This window comes from Ruminiclostridium cellobioparum subsp. termitidis CT1112 (assembly GCF_000350485.1).
GTDB lineage: Bacteria > Bacillota > Clostridia > Acetivibrionales > DSM-1351 > Ruminiclostridium > Ruminiclostridium termitidis.
In genome coordinates, this window is record NZ_AORV01000060.1 from 1 (window position 1) to 19,819 (window position 19,819).

The 19,819-nt window shown below is 38.0% G+C and carries 15 protein-coding genes and 2 tRNA genes; 1 reads left to right on the forward strand and 16 read right to left on the reverse strand.

Annotated features, from left to right (window positions below; genetic code table 11):
• Positions 1-18: 18 nt before the first annotated feature.
• Positions 19-366: a helix-turn-helix domain-containing protein gene (locus CTER_RS20765; RefSeq protein ID WP_004629221.1), complete on the forward strand. Its 348-nt coding sequence runs from the start codon at positions 19-21 to the stop codon at positions 364-366.
• A gap of 11 nt (positions 367-377) precedes the next feature.
• On the opposite strand, the gene CTER_RS20770 is transcribed toward CTER_RS20765, so the two are convergent.
• The 16 genes from CTER_RS20770 to CTER_RS20840 all read right to left on the reverse strand — a co-directional run bounded on the left by CTER_RS20770 (position 378) and on the right by CTER_RS20840 (position 19,765).
• Positions 378-605 (reverse strand): hypothetical protein, encoded by a 228-nt coding sequence (locus tag CTER_RS20770; RefSeq protein ID WP_004629083.1) that lies wholly within the window; start codon positions 603-605, stop codon positions 378-380.
• A gap of 18 nt (positions 606-623) precedes the next feature.
• Positions 624-800, reverse strand: a complete 177-nt coding sequence (locus CTER_RS28430; RefSeq protein ID WP_165585974.1) for a type II toxin-antitoxin system VapC family toxin — start codon at positions 798-800, stop codon at positions 624-626.
• Between the two features lie 276 nt (positions 801-1,076).
• Complete coding sequence (locus tag CTER_RS20775; protein ID WP_004629055.1) at positions 1,077-4,196, reverse strand: alpha-mannosidase; 3,120 nt, start codon at positions 4,194-4,196, stop codon at positions 1,077-1,079.
• A 65-nt stretch (positions 4,197-4,261) separates the two neighbouring features.
• Complete coding sequence (locus tag CTER_RS20780; RefSeq protein ID WP_004629166.1) at positions 4,262-6,895, reverse strand: GH116 family glycosyl hydrolase; 2,634 nt, start codon at positions 6,893-6,895, stop codon at positions 4,262-4,264.
• A 108-nt stretch (positions 6,896-7,003) separates the two neighbouring features.
• Positions 7,004-7,894: a carbohydrate ABC transporter permease gene (locus CTER_RS20785; RefSeq protein WP_004629201.1), complete on the reverse strand. Its 891-nt coding sequence runs from the start codon at positions 7,892-7,894 to the stop codon at positions 7,004-7,006.
• Positions 7,895-7,906: 12 nt separating this feature from the next.
• Positions 7,907-8,836 (reverse strand): ABC transporter permease, encoded by a 930-nt coding sequence (locus CTER_RS20790; protein ID WP_004629070.1) that lies wholly within the window; start codon positions 8,834-8,836, stop codon positions 7,907-7,909.
• Between the two features lie 107 nt (positions 8,837-8,943).
• Positions 8,944-10,620, reverse strand: coding sequence for an extracellular solute-binding protein (locus tag CTER_RS20795; RefSeq protein ID WP_004629002.1), 1,677 nt, complete (start codon positions 10,618-10,620; stop codon positions 8,944-8,946).
• Positions 10,621-10,848: 228 nt separating this feature from the next.
• Complete coding sequence (locus CTER_RS29310; RefSeq protein WP_423219208.1) at positions 10,849-11,445, reverse strand: helix-turn-helix transcriptional regulator; 597 nt, start codon at positions 11,443-11,445, stop codon at positions 10,849-10,851.
• A 2,590-nt stretch (positions 11,446-14,035) separates the two neighbouring features.
• Positions 14,036-14,111 (reverse strand) — tRNA-Thr (locus tag CTER_RS20805).
• A 290-nt stretch (positions 14,112-14,401) separates the two neighbouring features.
• A tRNA-Gly gene (locus CTER_RS20810) sits at positions 14,402-14,475 on the reverse strand.
• A gap of 87 nt (positions 14,476-14,562) precedes the next feature.
• The gene (gene sigH, locus CTER_RS20815) at positions 14,563-15,207 is read right to left on the reverse strand and encodes an RNA polymerase sporulation sigma factor SigH (protein WP_004629038.1); all 645 of its coding nucleotides are present in this window, start codon (positions 15,205-15,207) and stop codon (positions 14,563-14,565) included.
• Positions 15,208-15,304: 97 nt separating this feature from the next.
• Positions 15,305-15,817: an NYN domain-containing protein gene (locus CTER_RS20820; protein WP_004629156.1), complete on the reverse strand. Its 513-nt coding sequence runs from the start codon at positions 15,815-15,817 to the stop codon at positions 15,305-15,307.
• Between the two features lie 93 nt (positions 15,818-15,910).
• The gene (gene rlmB / locus CTER_RS20825) at positions 15,911-16,699 is read right to left on the reverse strand and encodes a 23S rRNA (guanosine(2251)-2'-O)-methyltransferase RlmB (protein ID WP_423219209.1); all 789 of its coding nucleotides are present in this window, start codon (positions 16,697-16,699) and stop codon (positions 15,911-15,913) included.
• Between the two features lie 299 nt (positions 16,700-16,998).
• Positions 16,999-17,430, reverse strand: coding sequence for a Mini-ribonuclease 3 (locus CTER_RS20830; protein ID WP_004629120.1), 432 nt, complete (start codon positions 17,428-17,430; stop codon positions 16,999-17,001).
• Between the two features lie 464 nt (positions 17,431-17,894).
• Positions 17,895-18,653, reverse strand: coding sequence for an exodeoxyribonuclease III (locus CTER_RS20835; protein ID WP_004629225.1), 759 nt, complete (start codon positions 18,651-18,653; stop codon positions 17,895-17,897).
• Between the two features lie 275 nt (positions 18,654-18,928).
• Complete coding sequence (locus CTER_RS20840) at positions 18,929-19,765, reverse strand: NlpC/P60 family protein (RefSeq protein ID WP_004629160.1); 837 nt, start codon at positions 19,763-19,765, stop codon at positions 18,929-18,931.
• Positions 19,766-19,819 lie beyond the last annotated feature (54 nt).

A 19,819-nucleotide genomic window follows, 5' to 3' on the forward strand; every position in this document is an offset into this window, starting at 1 on the left:
TTGGTTTGAGGTGTTTTAATGACTTTAGGTGAACGATTAAGATCTTTAATTGACGAAAAAGGTATTGATCAAAAGACATTTGCTGAATTATTTAATTTATCGCCCACTACTGTTTCTGGATATGTTACCAATTACCGAACTCCTAGTGATGACTTAAAGAAAAAATTTGCAGATTATTTCTGTGTTTCTATCGATTATCTTCTCGGACATACTGATAACAGAAATGTGATAGATAATAAAACTGAAACTAAACCCAATCACAATCTTGATATTTCCGGTCTGCCTGATGAAGCCATAAAGCAGGTTGAAGATTATATTGAATTTATAAAGCAGAAGTATAACCCAGATGGCAGTATTAAAAAATAAAAACAGTAATTTTAATATTGTTTTATGATTGTGATTGGGCTTAGTTTTTCAAATATTTCATCCAAGCTCATGTCTTTATAGATATCATTCTGAACATTTAGGTAGTCTTCCCCATGTCCTTCTTCAAAATTTCTTATATACCTCAAGAAACCGGAATAACCCAACTCCTTAATTAAAGCTCTGGAGCCCTTTTCTATTATTTCTTTATCACTTAATTTATAATTTTCACTCGATAGCATCTATTTTCATCTCCTCCCTTAGGAAATCATCGGGTTCATTATTTTTATATTTCCAATAGCATTTTCCAGCTTAGCTATATTCGCTTTTATAGTTCTTATAAATCTATCATCACAAGTAATAAAACAATCACACTCTGCATGAACTGCACATGCCAGATGTAATGAATTTTTTGCTTTAGCATTGGATGCACTCATAATATTTCTGGCAGTCTCCTCTATCTATATACTTGGTGCAACCGCTTCAACGCAAGCATCTGACAACAATCCAACATATTTTTTTCTATATGAGTTCAATAATGTTGTCCCCTGAATCAAGAAAAATGATAAGATTCTTAGATTGCATTTTCACCTCGTGATTATTTTTATTTTTTAGGCTTTAAATATCGCTCTAAACGTAGTTATTTCAAAAAAATGTCCATAATAATCTCTCTTTTCTCTCATCTTTTCATTAGGACATTTCAAAAATACATTTTAATAGCTTACCTTTATCGTCTTTATTTCAAACGGACTGAAGGAAAGATCAATTTCTTTTTCTGCTGATAGAGATTCCAACTCTTCTTCCAACATGTTAGTTATATCAACCGCACTAGGTGCCGTCCCTAGGCTGACCTTTACATTTGTAAATGTGCCTTCTGCTTCATACAACCTCATTATATATGCCTTTTGATTTTCCTCGCAAGGCTTGACAGTTTCAATAATAATATTGTTACTATCAACTTTGGCAAAGGATTTATATTCCTCTCTCCCCTGCATAACGATTGGTTTATAATTAAGGCTGTAGGCAGGTATAACAACGTTCTCGGCACTAAAATCTCCAATATGGGGCAGAAATGAATATACGCATTCATGTACTCCCGCATCTCCTCTCGGATCAGGCCTGCACCCTCCCTTATGCAGAGATAAACGCATATCCGATCCTTCAACAGATATACCATATTTACAATCGTTAAGCAAAGCTACACCATATCTGGTTTCTGAAAGGTCGGTAAACTTATGGTTCAGTACCTCAAACATTGCCTGCTCAATACTATTATTTCGAGTGGTTGGCTTTTGGCAATGGCCGAATTGGATTTCATGCCTTGAGATATTGCTCATAACAGTAGTATTAAAATCTACCTTTAAGAAACGGTGCCTATCTTTCCAGTCTATAATAGTCTCAAAGTCAACTCTTGGAGTTGTGGAGTAAAATATCATATCCTGTTTCACTGATGACTTCTCTGAAATATTATAGGTATTGCGGATTCTAAATTGAATTCTGCCATTCGATATTATTTCACGCTCAACCAATTTTGCACTCGCTTCAAACTTCATCTGGCAGTCTGCATCAATATCCCAATTATCCCATGATGCTGGTACATCTTCAGCTATTAAGAAGGTGTTAAGTGGTTCACCATTTCCGCAGAGTTCACGGTTTACGCGCGTGTCGATGAAAGAGCTGATTGTTCCAGCTTCCGTAAATGTAATTTTAGCGAATGGCGTAGTCAATATATTCTCTTTATAAGTAAAAGCCGACTCTGCAGTATCTGTTATCAAACCGGCTTCCTCAAATTTGAGCACATTCCCTCCCATTGAAGGAAGATGGAGGTTTGCTATACAAAGCTGTTCCTGTCCTGAAATATTACAAATACGCTGAGTAATTAAATTTTTATCTGTAGGCACCTTGTTTTGGCAGCCATCTATATAAATTATTTCATCCCTGTCAAAGCCCAATGTATTAAACACTGTTACTGCATTTTCATCCGGTATCGTGCAGGTTGTTTTTTCAATAAGTTCCTGTGCCTTTTCAAGCAGTTCCTTCATCTGACTGAAGCAGGTATCATGTGCCTTAGCTATACAAGTACCTGGCAGGATATCATGGAACTGGTTAACCAGAAGAGTTTCCATCAATGGCCTGATATCTGTGTCTTCAGCAACAATATTTTTGGCAACCGACTTTTGTACCGTCAAAAATTCCAGATTGTGCAAAGCTATTTCGGCATGGCGGTTATTGCGTTTAATTGTATGTTGGTTTGTTAAGGTACCACGGTGTAATTCCAAATAAAGCTCCCCCTTGTATGTAGGAGGATTTACTGCTTCATTTTCCAAATTCACCATGAACCCGCCAACATTTACATGTTCTGCTTTCGGGCAGCCATCCAGGTCTTTCACTCGTTTCGCCATTTCTATCATCTCAAACTGCGGTCCCCCGCCTCCATCCCCATAGCCATAAGCAATAAGGCGGCTCTTTGCTACATCTTTGTTTCGTATAAAGTTACTGCTTCCTCTACCATCCAGCTGTTCTATAAGTGTCTTTGGATCCGGCCAGCAATGAGAAGTATTAAAGTGCGTAAATACCTCAGTTCCGTCTATTCCCTTCCAGTAAAAAGTTTCATAGGGGAACCTGTTTGTATCATTCCAGGTCATCTTTGTTGTGAGGAAATAGTCTACCCTGCACCCTTTCATAATCTGGGGAATTGCGGCACTGTAGCCGAAGGTGTCAGGCAGCCAAAAACAATTGGAGGTATAATCGAAATATTTCTGTGTATATTTTTGCCCCCATAGGAACTGGCGTATCATGGATTCTCCAGATGTTATGTTGCAGTCACATTCCACCCATACAGCCCCATTTGGTTCATACCGGCCTTCCGCAACTTTCTCCCTGATTTTTTCAAATAATTCAGGATAATGGAGGCGGATCATTTCTGTGTGATAAGATGAGCTCTGAATAAAACGATATTCCGGATACTGATTCATGAGGCTTATTTCATTAGAGAAAGTTCTGGCACATTTCTTTATAGTCTCGGATATCTGCCAAAGCCATGCAGTATCCATATGGGAATGACCTACAATACCTGCTGTCGGTGCCGACTCGGCATTTTTTGCGTTCAACATCGGTTTCATTATTTCTCTTGCTTTTAAAAGAGCAGAATGCCAGGTTTCCGTATCCACATCCTCAACAGCATAATAGACAATTTTATGTACCTCTATTAAGCAATTAATAATGTCGGCACGTCGGAAACTCAACGGATCTAACTTTTCTGCCATCTGGTTCAGTGTATGCAAGTCAAAGATAAAATCAGCAATATCCTGATTCTTGATGCAAAGAGAAACTCTATTATATTTATTACGGAAATCACTTTCCGGAATTGTTTCGAAAGGTTGTGTCCCAATAATATAGTGGCCGGCATAAAATTCTATAGCAACGTCAACACTCTCTTCCGGACAAGCCCCTTTCACCAGTAGATCACAATAGTGGTTACCATGTCCGGTTTGTACTATTTTTGTTGCAAAAGTACCGGAAGGAATCCCATTCACCCACAGCATAGCCTCATATCCGCCAACTTCAGGCTTAATATAAATACTCTCACCTTTAAACTCTTCCGGGATATTGACTTTTGCCTTAAACCAGCAATAAACTCCCTCTCCGCCCCAGACATCTCCCTTTTGTGTCTCAGTAAAAAGGCTTTCATCCCGGGGGATGCTATGATATTGCTGCAACGTCTCATATCGTTTCATTTTCACTTCAGCAATGGGAGTAAAAATATATGGTTCAAGTGTTTGTTCCAAGCGAACAAGCTTTAATAACATACGATTGATTTGTACTTCATTCATTAATATAATCATTCCTCTCGCTTAATCTGGCACCTCTTCCAATTTTTCCAAAAATCCTATGAAATTTATAGGATTCTTAATACCATTTTAGGTTTAAGTACAATATTTTTTTCAAAGATTATATTCATTCGATTAGAATCTTTAATTATTTTAAATTTTACAATTTCACCATTAATCAACACTTGTTTAATACATGTTATCATATTGAGAAGGAGTTTATTAAAGCCAATTTCACCATTTGTACATTCCAGTTCAAATGATTCAGGTTGTTTCATAAAATGACCAAATCCTGAAGGAGAAAACCAGGGTGCTTTAATGCTTTCAACCGGTGGAACAAACATTACTATACCCTTGGGGGTATCCAATTTAAAGCCTGTCACAGATAATAAAAGTGACCAGCTTGACATTGCTCTGTAATAATGATCGCCGCATTCTTCATGATTAAAAATTCTTCCTGCTAAGAAATGTCTTTGGTCACTGTTCTCAGATAACTCAATTGCTTCTTCAACCATACCATTTTCCAGTAATGTCGAAGCAAAGGCAAACTCTATACCCGACCAATTAGCTAATGCCTGAACATTGTTATAGGTGTATGGGGTTGGTTTGGCATGTTTTGGATAAACAGCATTTATCAGTCCTGTCTCTGGGTGATAATTGTATTTAAATATAGATTTCAAGGCATCGTGGATAAGTTGCTCAGGGATGAAATTCCCTAATCCTAAAAGTTGTGCATACCATTGTCCATCAATCTGATCTGCCATGCAGCACTCATCTCTTGTTTCATTGTCCTCCCACAAGCTAAAATACTCCTTATTCCACAATTTTTTTATAAAATTTTCCTTACCCTTCTCCAATATATCCTGCCATTTTAATTTAAGCCTATGTTCACCCAAATCATCTGCCATACGTGAAGCCGCAAGCACCGCCGCTAACCACAAACTGGATATGTATGAAGGAGTACCTTTAAAATTCCATGCATCGTAGGTATTTCTTTTCGTCTCGGTATCAGGCAGGCAGTCACCATTACTGTCCAGTTTTTCTATGCTTTCCATAGCCTTTACCACATGGTTCCATAATCTTTTTAAATACTCAATGTTACCGGTCCAAAGATAATCGCGGCAAACCAGAAGAACAAATTGCGGATTCATATCCACTCGATCAAAACCATCGTCCACTGAGCAAAAGTCAGGGGTAAAAAAGTGATGAACTCTGCCATCTTTTCTTTGAAACTTTGTTCCCATCTCCATCTGTCTGAGTTGCAGGTCCGGAAATAGCGCTAAAATGTTAAATGAACCTTGATACGTAATATCAATTGTATGAAAGCCGCAGCTGCCATAACCCTCCCAAAGTGCAAAGTCCCCTTGTTCGGACCACCAGGAACATTTAATTAGCGTATTTAACTGGTTAGTCCAATTATTCACAAAAGAAATATTGGTATCGGTATAACTTAATTCATTAGAAAATCCTTTAACTTTATTTAAAATATCGTTCGAATTATCATACATAAAATCATTGACTTCTTCGGCATCCTTGAACCAATTGGCATACATATGTCCCACAAAACGATCACAATCGCTGAAATGATTTGGAAAGTACCAGGAAACAATAAATTGAACTTTCTTTTTTTCGCCCGGACTTAATGTAATTCTTGAACACAATGCAGCATCTCCCCATGCTTCTTGTCCTTCCTCATCCGTTAACATCGTATTCATATGCTTTTTAATCATACGTATAAAATTAATTTTTTCTATTCGATCAGAAAGAGTATTTTGATTGATATTAAGTATACGTTGGTATGGATGGTTTACACTGGCTATATTAAGTATTTGTACCATGATATCTTCTAATTGCACATCATTAAAAACATCCAGCTGTTCGTCTTTTAAATTCAGAATAAATTCCGGTAAGGTCTCACAGCCCAAGTTTGGTAAACCGCCACTGTCTCTGAAGTCAAAAAGATAGGATTCTTCCGAAACTCCATAATCACTGTTTAGTACATAATTTGCAAAATATTGTGAGAAATCACTCTGAATAAAACTTGTTTCTCCCCCTGCAACAGAAAAGCTCAAACTGCCAGTTTGTCGATCTAAATCATTCTTATCACTTTTCATTATTAAGTTAATATGATCATGACTTTTACGAACTATATTTCTTAACAGACGATTTTTTAACCCTCTGTTAATTGGATTTTTTAGTTTTCCCAGTAATGAAACCTCAACCTCCTGACTAGTGACGTTTTCTACAAAAAAAGTTACAAAGAAGCCAGGTGTTCCACTCAACCTTGAATCTAACGGAATAAAAGGAGAACAAAATTCGGAGTAGATTTTAACAGGAAGGCTTTCATCGATATAACTTAGATTACAAAAAGGAAAAGACGCCTTATAGTGTATTTCCTTTACATCCTTATGCCATGAATACATCAATGAACGAAATTCACCTTTATCTTTGTCATGAGATAATTTTCTTATTTTCGGCAAATCATTTCCCTGCTTTGTTCTAATATAAAAGGGCATCACGTTCTTTTCGTAATCATATAAATTATTTATCTGTTTCTTTGGGTCCGGACTTGCCCACTTACCTAAGTTGAATATATGCCAATCTGTCAATGCGCCATTCTGATTGATTTCTACCGTTCCTGTTCCAATTCCGCCTAACGCCATTCCATTCTGCTGAACTTTCTTATCAATAATTGTTTCCATAATTTCTATAACCCCCTATTTGCCTTGTTTATACCTCCAGAAACACATACTTTTATGTCCAGCCGGCAAATTCATCTCATAAAAATACGTATCAGACTTCTATTTTTACTAGCCTTTCAGAGAACCTACTATTACACCCTTCACAAAATATTTTTGCAAAAATGGGTACACAAATAGAATTGGTACAGTTGCAATAACAATTGTCGTGTATTGTACGAGCTGGCGATACATGCTTTCAGACTGAGCACTGACTCCATTCATTACCTGCAGCATGTTTCCTTTGTCACCTTGAATCAGTATTTCCCTAAGGACTAACTGGATAGGATAATACTTTCGGTCGTTGAGAAATATAGCAGCGTTAAACCAAGAATTCCACATCCCTATAGCGTAGAATAATACCATTACTGCAATTATTGCTTTTGATAATGGAATTATTATCCGAAAAAGGATGGTAAAATCATTGGCCCCATCAATCCTTGCAGATTCTTCTAAACTGGCAGGAAGCTCCATGAAGGAAGTTCTCATGACAATCAAGTTCCATGTATTAATGGCACTCGGAAGAATAACAGCCCAGTAAGAATTATATAGTCCTAAACCCTTGACCGTCAGGTAAAATGGAATAAGACCTCCACTAAAGAACATTGTTATTGTTATTACAATCAATATAGGCTTTGCAAAGTAAACCTGTCTCCTTGATAGTGCATATGCACCAAAACAAGTCAGAATCATGCTGATAAAAGTTCCTACCACAACATAAAAAACCGTATTATAAAACCCAATCCCTATATTGGGATTTTTCAACACCAAAGAATACCCTTTTAATGTAAATCCCTGAGGTGAAAGCAGCAGACCCTCATGCTGCATCAGCAGGCCCGGATCGCTTAAGGAAGCAAAAACAACGTATAACAGAGGATATATGCATGCCAAAGTAAGCAGTGACAAGAAAACTATATTAACCAAATTAAATACTCTTTCACTAATTGTAATTCTAGTAACCATTATGTCCTCCCTTTACCATAAGCTATTTTCTGTATATTTTTTGGAAAGCCAATTAGCTCCTACAAGAAACAAGAGATTTATTACCGAATTAAACAGGCCAATTGCAGTACTGTAACTGTAATCTGCATTCAAAAGACCTCTTCTATACACATATGACGATATAACATCTGCAGTTTCGTATGTAAGTGGATTGTAAAGCAAGATGATCTTTTCAAATCCTATACTCATAATTGAACCCATTCTAAGTATAAGGAGGACCATTATAGTGGATGTCAAACCGGGTAATGTAACATGAATCAGTTGCTTCCATTTTCCAGCTCCGTCCATTACTGCCGCTTCATACAGTCCAGGATCAATATTTGATAATGCGGCCAAGTATATTATGCTATTCCAGCCTATACTCTGCCAGATGTTGGTGCTAATGAATATTGTTCTAAACAGTCCGCTTTGGCTTAATAGATTAGTTTTTTCAAAACCGAAACTGGAAATCAACTGATTAATGAGGCCACTCGAAGATGTAAAATCAACAATAATTCCGCATACAACAACCGTTGATATAAAATAAGGCAGATAAGTTAAAGTTTGTACTGTCCTTTTGAAAAATTTATTTTTAACTTCATTAAGAAGCAATGCAAGTATAATTGGAGCAGGGAACCCCCATAGGATATCATATATGCTAATCAGTAAAGTATTTTTTATAATACGCCAGCTATTAACATCTCTAAAGAATGCTGTAAAGTTATCGATTCCAACCCATGAACTTTTGAAAATACCAAGCCCTACAGAATATTTCTTAAAAGCAATCACGGTTCCATACATAGGTACATAACAGAAGATAACATACCATACTACAACCGCTAGAACCATTAAATATATATATTTGTTTCTTTTTATGTCTGACGAAATAATACTTCTTTTAATATGCCGTGTTGTTTCCTTCAAAAGAAACCATCCTCTCTCAATTTAATAGTAACTATGCAGAAAGGATACCCATATAGATATCCTTCCTGCATAATCCAAGGTATATGCATTGTAAACCTTGGGAAGGATTATCTCTTTAAATACCTGTCAAGTTGATCTCGCTTAGCCTTTATAAGTTTATCTATACCTAATGACTTAACTTGTGATACATATTTGTCAAAATTACTGATAGGCTCTACTCCCATAATGAATTTAAATGTCATTTCATCCTTGTAAGTATTTACTTGATTGTAGATTTCAGATTCCACTTGAGCCTCTTCCGCAGTTTTTGAGACAGGAGGGAACATATAGTCCTTACCAGGTTTACTCCATACATCCATTGCATCATATACTGCATTGGACATTACATTGGCCAGTGGATTTCTCAATTGAGCAATATAATAGCCCTTATACTTGTCTTTTGCAGTATCGAAATCAACACCATCAGGATTCTTTGTCAGCAATTCGGTAAATTCCGGATGCTTTGTCTTTATCTTTTCCTGCAATCCCTTTGGGAAGAACTCAGGGCCATATTTATTGTCTAAAGCTCCGTCAGCCCAATTATAACCTTCTCCTTCAACTCCATAGTTGAACAACATAAACCCTTCATCAGAGTAACGGTAGTCTAACCACTTTACAGCTGCTTCGATATTCTTACAATTTGTACTGATAGCAACATCGCCATTTTTTGAGTTCCAGTTCTTATTCCCTATGTGCAGTACTTTCGAAACATCATCACCTTTATTTATTACCGGATATGAAGCAGGTGCAAGGTCATATTTTGAATTTGTAGCCTTTGCAGCTAATTCATATGGAGCAAAACTACCGTAGAAAGCAATCGCACAGGAACCAGCCTTTCCTGAAGTAATCTGAGCATCCAGGCTTTTATCATCACGTGTTGCAAAATCCTTGTCAATAAGTCCTTCCTTATACCACTGATTCATCAATGTAAGGAAATCCTTATAACCAGGTTCAGTTGGTCCATAAACAACTTTACCGTCTTTATTAAGGAACTGCGAAGTAGAAGCTCCATAAGTACCGGCAAAAACTTCAGATGAGTTAAACTTTGTATATGGCAGCAACATAGGTATATCTACTTTTTTCTTATCTTTGAACGCTGTCAGAGCAGTATGCCAGTCGTCAATTGTTTCAGGCATCTTAAGGCCCAGTTCATCAAGATAATCCTTTCTGATAACCGGACCTGCCCATGAAGGCTCATCAGATGATTGGAGGATTTTGAAACTCCAGATAGTACCGTCATCTTCCTTGGATTGTCTGGCAATATCAGGGTTTGATGCCATTACTGCCGTATAGTTTGGAGCATATTTTGTGATATAATCATTCAATTTCAAGTACACGCCATCTTTTACTGCCTGCAGGCCTCCACCTTTGTATTCCTTATCACTAATTAAGTCAGGGTAATCTCCCGAAGCTATCATTAAATTAAAGGTCTCTTTCACTTGAGATGAAGGTATTATTGTGTAGTTTATCTTTATGCCGGTTCTCTTTTCAATTTCCTGCATTACATGGTTTTCTTCCAATGATTGAATGTAAGATGAATTAAATTCAACCCAGTAAGTTAGTGTTGTACCTTTAAACTTATCCCAGGATGAATCTCCGCTTGCTGAATTATTGGTGGTACTGCCTGCGACTGTACTGGTTGTTACCTCTGTATTTTGTTTCGTGTTGCTTCCACAAGCGGCAAGAGGAATAATCATTGTTGCTACTAAAATTAAAGAATAAACTCTAAACCAATTTCTCTTCATTTTACTACCTCCATATGATATAAGTATTTCTTTATGCTGGTTTCGGGTACCCACTAAGAAGTATATGAACAAAATACACATCTGTAAATCATCACTTTAATCAGAATCATCTAAAATAAACCCGGCTCCAATTGCATGTACCTTTTAAAGCATTTTTCAAAGCTTTACATGCATTGAAGCCGGGGAGAGAATTTCGTCAATCATCACTTTTTGCACCATCAACAAAATCTAACTATTATACTCGATATTGCTTAACTCACGGTATTTTCCCGGAGTTATGCCTTCATATTTCTTGAATGTACGTATAAAGACCGTACTGTTCAAAAAGCCTACCATTTCCGATATGTTCTTAATATTTAACTCAATATCTTTCAGAAAGACTTTTGCTTTCTCCATTCTGATTTTATTAATGGTATTCAGTACCCCTTCGCCTGTCTGTTCTTTGAAAAATCTGGAAAGGTATACAGGATTTAAATCAAACTCCGAAGCTACAGAAGATACGCTTAAGTTGTGGTCATAATAGTGCTCCTCAATGTATGCCATAATATCCTTAATTTTACTTGAACTGGTCCCTTTTTTCTTCGTATCATTGTAGTCCTCTATTTTCAAAAGAATGCTATCCATCTGTTCTTTCATTTCATACACTGTTTTACATTGAATCAGCTTATGGACAGGGTTCAGATTTTCAAGGAACTTATTATCTACTACCGTATATATATCATTTATGGTATTTAACATGGTATTAATAATAGCAAACATAAGACATCTAGCCATATCTAATGAAATATTGGAATTTACAAAGTTTTTTTCAAAAATCCGGTTCATCACCTGTTTTGCCTGGATAAAGTCGCCAGCCCGGATGCAATTAATAAACTGCTGTTGAACTTCAATAGAATATGCATTCGAAAAACTATTACTTTCAAAAACATGTATATCACTGTAGCGAATTATATTATTGCTTCCTATAACCAACTTGTATTCTGCCGCTTCAAGGCATTCCCTGTACGCATCCGGTATACCCTCCAATGTAGAATGCATGCTGCTGAAAGAACATGTAAACTGTATGCTGAATTTATCCATAATAATATTTTTTCCGTTGATAATAATGTTTTTAATGTTATCCTGATTGTCACCGCTCAACTTCTCCGAATTTACCAAGCATACCATGGCTTGGTCTACCTCAAAAAACAAACAGTCATATTCTTTATTTATTAATTCTTCCATTATATTTTCAATGACGAAATGAGCAAGTTCAATAGCATTTTCCTCATTTCTACTACCATTTGGAGAGTAAATTACTCCTAATCCTTCCAGTTCGAACATTATCAGTATAAAATCTTTACCTTTGAATTCAATGCCATATGTATTGAATATATCATCAAGAGCTACGCTATCCTTTATATAACCCTTCACCAACCTGTTCAGGAAATTGCTTTTCAAGACTGATTTCTGCTGCTCTAGTGTCAAGACAATACTCTTATTTTCATCTATTATATTCAACATAGAGTTCTCAATCATTTTAAATTCACTCAGCCTCTTGTCAAATTTAAATTTACCTGTCTTTAAGAAAATTTGCATAATATTATCAATTGGATTATAGTTTCTTCCGGCAAATATAAAAGCTGCAATAAACCCGCCAACCAAGCACAATAAAGTGCATAGCAGCATTACATTGATTACATCCCTGGCTTTCTTGGCAAATACTGCTCGCGGTATTATGGTTATATATCGCCAATCCACAATATCAGAATTGATATATACTAATTCAAATTTAGATTTACCATTTTTATAACTTTTAATACCATGACTGTCTTCTATTTTAAAATCTGTAACATCAAAATTAATCTTCTTCTTTAAGGCTGCTACTAATTCGTTTTTGCTGTTAACAATAACGGAATTGCCCTCTGGAATTCCATTGAAACTACTCAGTGATTGTTCAAGAAACTTATTGTTTAGAACAATTCCAAGTGTTGCATAGTCTTTTGTATAATTGTCGTAGGAAATTGATTGCAGAAATACTATCCCACCCATATTGGGGTTCTCAGTGTTTAAAGATGACATCGGGCAAAATTCCTTTACGTGCTTCTTCTTCAAAAAGTTAATCCATGCAGTCTTATCCGTTATTTTGCCCTTATAGTATATATCAAAATATTCCAAATATCCGCATGTCCCGTTCCCCGATACGACCATATTCCTGTTTGGATAATATATAAATATATCATCTATAAAGCTGTTTGAAATCTCACAGGTTTTAATTGTGCTTATGGCATCCAGCATAGAAATGTTATATATCGGATCAATGATTTCATCGTTCTGCTTATTAATGTTTTTATCCAACATAATTGTTTTCAGAATCTTTTCAATATCATTGAGCTTTGTATCTACAGTCTGTTTAAGTTGATTTAACATAGTAACATGTGAATCATTAATCTCAGATTCTATTACTCTGACAGCTTGAATATATGCTATAGAGCTTATAAGTAATGCTATAATTATAATGATCACATATGAAAGCAGCCATGATAAAAATAACCTTCTTTTTTCTTTGAAATAATTAATAATTGAGTTCATTATTACCTCCATATTTACAATTTAATCTCCAAGTATTCGCTCAGCAAATTAATGAAGCAAAATTGTTCCCAACTATTTTTTTGGAGTCATTTAGACAGTAATGTAACGGAAAATATGAGCCTTCTATGAATCCCAATTATAACAGATAATTTTATCGTTGAATATTAATTCCTTTATCATAAGACTCATAAATACATTCATCCAAGGTCTAAATGTACTCATCATATATGAGTACGCCTTGCTTTGCGGATTATGCCCATACATTTCATCAAATATCTTCTTATAAAGATGGGGTTACGCAAAAACACCATTTCCTACTACAAGTTACACCGCCTACCTATCTGACCGCAGAAGAAATAAGAGGTAAGACAGCAGCAATCCTATAGTTAATAAAGCATCAGTCCTGACAAGGACTATTACGACGATACTAATAGACGGGCCATAATGGTTTTTCTGAAATTGCAGTAGTCAAAAAATATTATGAAAAGCTTTACCTAACCTGGCACCTAGTGTTGCAATACAACCCTTATAAATCACATGACTTATAACCCTGAATAGCTGTTATTTTGTACTTTTTCTTCTGTTTTTACCTGCCCAATAACTAAACCGTGAGAGATACATACCGAGGCAAAGCCGCAACAGTATTCAGTAGTCGAAATTTAAGCTCTAAGAAAATGCTTCCAGCAATTTGCTAACCTCTTGCAATAGAAGTTTTGCTTCGGAAACATCGCTATATTGAAGGTCCTTTGTATGAATTCCCTATGCGGCATGGTTCAAATTTCATATCGCTACCATTTGAAAACCAAAAGAACAGGATACCGGTTATACCGATATCCTGTTCTTTTGGAGCTCCCATCCAGATTCGAACTGGAGACCTCATCCTTACCATGGATGCGCTCTGCCAACTGAGCTATGGGAGCAGCTATTAAGTTTTGTGGTGTAGTCCACTTTCTGTATGGGCTTGTCCACTGTTGGAGCCCTTCCTGGTTTTATTACTGGAGCGGGTGATGGGAATCACGCACGCTTCTCGTGCTTGTGACGTCGCCCACCATTCGTTTTACTCACGGTGCCGGGCTCCTACTCTCACTACAAAACGGTCGTTCAGACCCTTTTGTGCAGACTCTGTCTGCCGTTCGAGCCCTCTCGGGTTCGATTCCTAAAAATTTTTATATTACGTTAGGAACTTGCTTATCAAACCTTTAAGTTTTTTTGGAGCGGGTGATGGGAATCGAACCCACGCAATCAGCTTGGGAAGCTGATGTTCTGCCATTGAACTACACCCGCACTCTATGTAGCAGGGCTAATGGACTAGAGAATTATAGCATGTTTGCCTTGCCTCCGTCCAGTAGCATTTAAGCCTGTTTTTGACGATTATGCTTTCTGTTCTTCAAGATATTTCTCCAATTTACGTTTTACTCGCTGTAGCGCATTATCAATTGATTTTACATGCCTGTCCAGGTCCTCGGCAATCTCCTGATAGGATTTGCCTTCCAGGTAGGAAGTCAGAACCTCCCACTCAAGGGAACTCAGTATCTCACCCATCTTGTTTTCAATTCCCAAAAACTCTTCCCTGTTTATAACAAGCTCTTCAGGATCGCTGATGTTTTCCTCACTGATGACATCCATCAGGGTTCTGTCGGATTCTTCATCGAAAATTGGCTTGTTTAATGAAACATAGGAATTAAGGGGAATGTGCTTTTGTCTCGTAGCCGTTTTGATGGCAGTAATAATCTGGCGTGTTATACAAAGCTCCGCAAAGGCTCTGAAGGATGACAGCTTGTCCCCTTTATAGTCTCTGATTGCCTTAAACAATCCAATCATGCCTTCTTGTATAATATCTTCGCGGTCAGCTCCAATGAGAAAATATGTTCTGGCCTTTGCCCGAACAAAGCTCTTGTACTTGTTGATAAGATACTCCAGCGCTTTTTCACTACCAGCCTTTGCCTCTTGTATTACATCCTCATCTATCATTCCGGTATACGTCTGATAGACCTCAGCCCTTACGTTAGTTTTCAATGCAGTTGCCCCCACTTTTCGGCTAATTAAAGAATGGTAAAAATAGAGATAGACACTCACACTAAATTATATGGGACTACCCCGATTATGTCAAGCTTTACTTTCCCTTACGGATCTTATCAAGTTTTTCATATATGTCGGGTGACACCTTTGACATAATTTCATTACTTTTTATCGGATGCTTGTGTTTGTATCCGCTCTCGTCGGCAGCCTTCAGATCGGTCTGAATTTCCATCCTGAATTCTCTGGGAGACACCCTTATTCCGCCCGAAGACATTGTAATGATCTGTTCCATGAAATCGGAGGTTACAACCTTTACCAGATTGGACCTTCCATGCAGGTAAACAAACCTTTCAATAAAGCTGTCGGCCGTTTCACCTTCTTTTGTATATACGACCTTGAGTTTATCAAAATCCTGAACCCTATTGGGACCGCCTTTTTGCATATAAGCGTCAAAAACCACTATTATTTCAATATCCTTGTAACCCTGATAGTTGGAAAGCATATTGAGAAGCCTGTCTCTGCAGTCCTCCAGGGAATCTTTTTTTAAATCAAAAAGGTCGGTCCATTGATTTATAACATTATAACCATCTATAACCAGATACTCCATTGACCCCATACAGTCAGTATTCATGGAATGACTAAATAATAAAAACCTGATCCTTAAGGTGATATTTATGTTATTTAATCTTTTCCATGCTACCTATGACCTTCCCCTTTGCTTCAATATCTCGTACATAACAATTGCGGCTGCAACTGAAGCATTTAATGAGCTTATTTCACCCTGCATAGGGATATTCACAACAAAATCACACTTTTCACGAATGAGCTTGCCCATTCCCTCTCCCTCACTGCCCACGACCAGCGCCAGGGGACCCTTCAGATCACTTTCATAAAACGCCTTTTCACCTGTGGCATCAGTGCCCACAACCCAGACATTGTTTTTTTTCAGGTATTCTATCGTCTGGGCAATATTTGTGACTCTTGATACCGGAACATATTCCACTGCCCCTGCTGATGCCTTTGAAACTGCTGAGGTCAGGCCTATGGCTCTTCTTTTTGGAATGATTACGCCGTGGGCACCCACCGCATTAGCTGTTCTGAGGATTGCCCCGAAATTGTGGGGATCAGCGATTTCATCCAGAATTATAATAAAGGGAGGCTGCCCTTTTTCCTGCGCAAGCTGTAATATATCGTCAACCTCCACATATTCCTTAACTGCCACAAAGGCAATAACACCCTGATGGGATCTGGAGCTCGACATACTGTCCAGGGCACTTTTCTCCACTTCAGTCACTATTATGCCTTTTTCTCTGGCCATGGCCACGATCTGACGGATGGAGCCTTCACGCTCGCCTTTTATTACAAATAATTTATTTATGGTCCTGTTGGCCCTCAAAGCCTCCAAAATAGAATTTCTGCCTTCAAGCTTGTCATTGTCTCCAAGCTGTTCCTCCTGAACCTCTGCATCCAATTTAGGCTCTCTCGGCATACGCTTCTCAGGAGCAGTCCCGCCTGATTTTTTCTCTTGACGGGGTCCTTTTCTGCTGCCGTCAAACTTATTCGGCTTTGATGCTCTTTTATCTCCGAAGGAACTCCTTTTATCAGCTTCAAATCCAGAGCTTCTCCTGTCGCTGAATGAGCCTTTTCTATCTCCGCGCATACCGTTTCCCGATCTTCTTTCCCCTGCCATATAATCTCCATTCCGCTGCCATGCAGCGATATAATATAATAAAATATAAATGAGAATAAAGTTACAATTGTGTCAAAGTCAGGTTATTTCCTGACAAATTACTCCTGACTGCCGTCTTCCACCGACATCCTCAATATATCCATCAGTCTCCCAGTTTGTTTTGTAAGATACAGATAGCCTACAAGAGCTTCATACCCTGTAGAATACCTGTAGTCAGTCACTTCAGCATGCTTTGGCACTGTTGCGGATTTTGCATTCCGCCCTCTCCTGACCACATCCTGCTCTTCGGCAGTGAGCCTGTCCATAATACGTTTTACGGTGTCGGACTGTGCTTTGGCTTTTACGAACTTCACCGACATTTTATGAAGCATGTTTACATTTGTCTTTTTATTTACAACAAGCATTGTACGGACATAAGCTTCATAAATGGCATCTCCGATATATGCAAGAACAAGAGGCTGCAGATTCATCACTTCAATGGGTTTAATATCAAAATCCCCGCGCATATTGCCAATAATATCTTCAAACATTATTATCTCCAAACTGATTTTTCAAATTCCGGTATCCAGGGACACCAAAAACACCGGCCGGTTAGTCCGGTTCTGTTCCTGATGACTAATGCTTATTATACACCAAAGTTATTTCAGTTAAAACAAATTTGTATTGAGAAAACATACCTTCTCATATATATTTTCTATTTACTTTTTATTTACATTTTATTTATATTTTATTTATATTTTTATTGGAAGCCCTGTAACTTATCCACAGCTATTCAGGTATAATCCAAGTCAAAGCACAGTATATTAATGATAATCTCATGTTTTTCCACAATTTATTCATAATGTGGACAGGTTTTCTGTGGATAATGTGGACTAATCTGTGTATATGTTTAAAATAGGCTTATCCACGTTGTGAATAAAATAACCCCAATTTAGCATACCAAATTGGGTAAATTATTATGAAAACAAACAATATGAAAACCGGTAATATAAAATTATATTTGTATCTCCAAACCCACGGGACAGTGATCCGAACCCAGTGTTTCCGAAAAGATATATGCATCGTTTATCCGGTCCTTAAGGCACTCAGAGACGCAGAAATAGTCGATTCTCCATCCGGAATTCTTTTCTCTGGCCTTGAACATGTAAGACCACCAGGTATATGCGTCGGTCCTGTCGGGATAAATAGTTCTGAAAGTATCCACAAAACCATTGTCAAGCAGCTGGGAAAACTTCTCCCTCTCCTGGTCGGTAAAACCCGCATTTGTCCTGTTTGTTTTGGGATTCTTCAAATCGATCTCCCGGTGGGCCACATTGAGGTCCCCGCACAGGATCACAGGCTTCTTTTGCTCCAGCTGCTTGAGATATGTTCTGAAATCGTCCTCCCACTTCATTCTGTAGTCAAGCCTTTCAAGCTCTCTTTTGGAATTTGGAGTATACACATTCACAAGATAAAAAGTCTCGAATTCCAGAGTGATTACGCGGCCCTCATTGTCATGCTCCTGGATGCCGATGCCGCAGGAGGAGGCTACAGGTTCGATTTTAGTAAATACCGCCGTGCCGGAATAGCCTTTTTTCTCCGCATAATTCCAGAACTGGTGATAGCCCTCAAGCTCCAGCTCTATTTGACCCTGCTGCAGCTTGGTTTCCTGCAGGCAGAATATATCGGCATCAGTTTGCCTGAAAAAATCTAAAAACCCTTTATCCATACATGCCCTGAGGCCGTTTACGTTCCATGAAATAAGCTTTATCATACGTTTCTCCCCCACTGATATTATAAATTCATATATAAATTTAAAGCTTTGCCTTAATGTATTTTCAGCCCTTATATAGTCGGTAACATCCAAAACGCATATTGTACGGCAGGAAAACTTTTCTCAAGACCATGCATAGTAGGGCGGAATAATTGCTTATTCCAACTAACTATGGCGACGTCCCGGGAAATTTAACCGCCGGCAATATATGATTTTCAGGTGCTACAGACCACTATTATAACATAGCCCTCTTCAAGCGGCAAATGGATGGCCCTTTACTTTTTCAACCCTCCAAAGCCCTCCGCTATCCTTATGAAGCACACATCCAGCCACTTGGTATTCATGGCCTGATTATACCAGTAAATCTTGTCAATTCCCGACTTCTGGCTTATGAATTCCAGGGCCTTTTTAAGGTCGTCATTATCGGCAAGTGTCTTAAGTTTTATATACCCCATTTTACCGGTTAATCTCACCAAATACCAGTTTCCGCTCAAAACCGCCTCAATATTTGCCGTGCCGCCGGCCTGCAGTTTTGTGACAACCGCAGAGGCCTCATCAGGCAGGTCATAAATATTGATATCGGCAGGCACGGTCTTAACCGACTGTTCAAAGGTTATTTTGGTATCGTTGTACTCCCCCGTGAAATATTTCAGCCTGCCGAAGGTATTGAAGGAATCAAACAGCTGGGTGTTGACAACACCGTAGAAAGTTCCTCTTGCATGGGTTATCCTGTCATTCCCCGTATAAATGCCGCAATGTACTATTCCGTTGGTGTCGGTGTTTCTAAAACATATGTCGCCCGGTCTGAGCTGGCCTTTGCTTACAGGGCTGCATAAAACCGAAAAAATGCTCTGGGCCGAATAATCTGCAATCATGGGTATTAAACCCATTCTTCGCAGTGTATATACGATCAGCCCTGAGCAGTCGAAATATTGATAGCCTATCCACTTTTCCGCCGAATAGTTACTATAATAGTACTTTGATTTTCCGAAGGTATTGACCAGCTTTGCCAGTGCCTCACCGGTCAACGGCTCTCCGTTCTGGCCTCCGTAAACATACCCTGCCCCGATTTTGGAATTGACTATTGCTAAAAACTCCTGAAGCTTGTTCAATGAAATCCACCTTCCCGTTTGATTTTTTATATGATAATTTCATAATATGAGGAA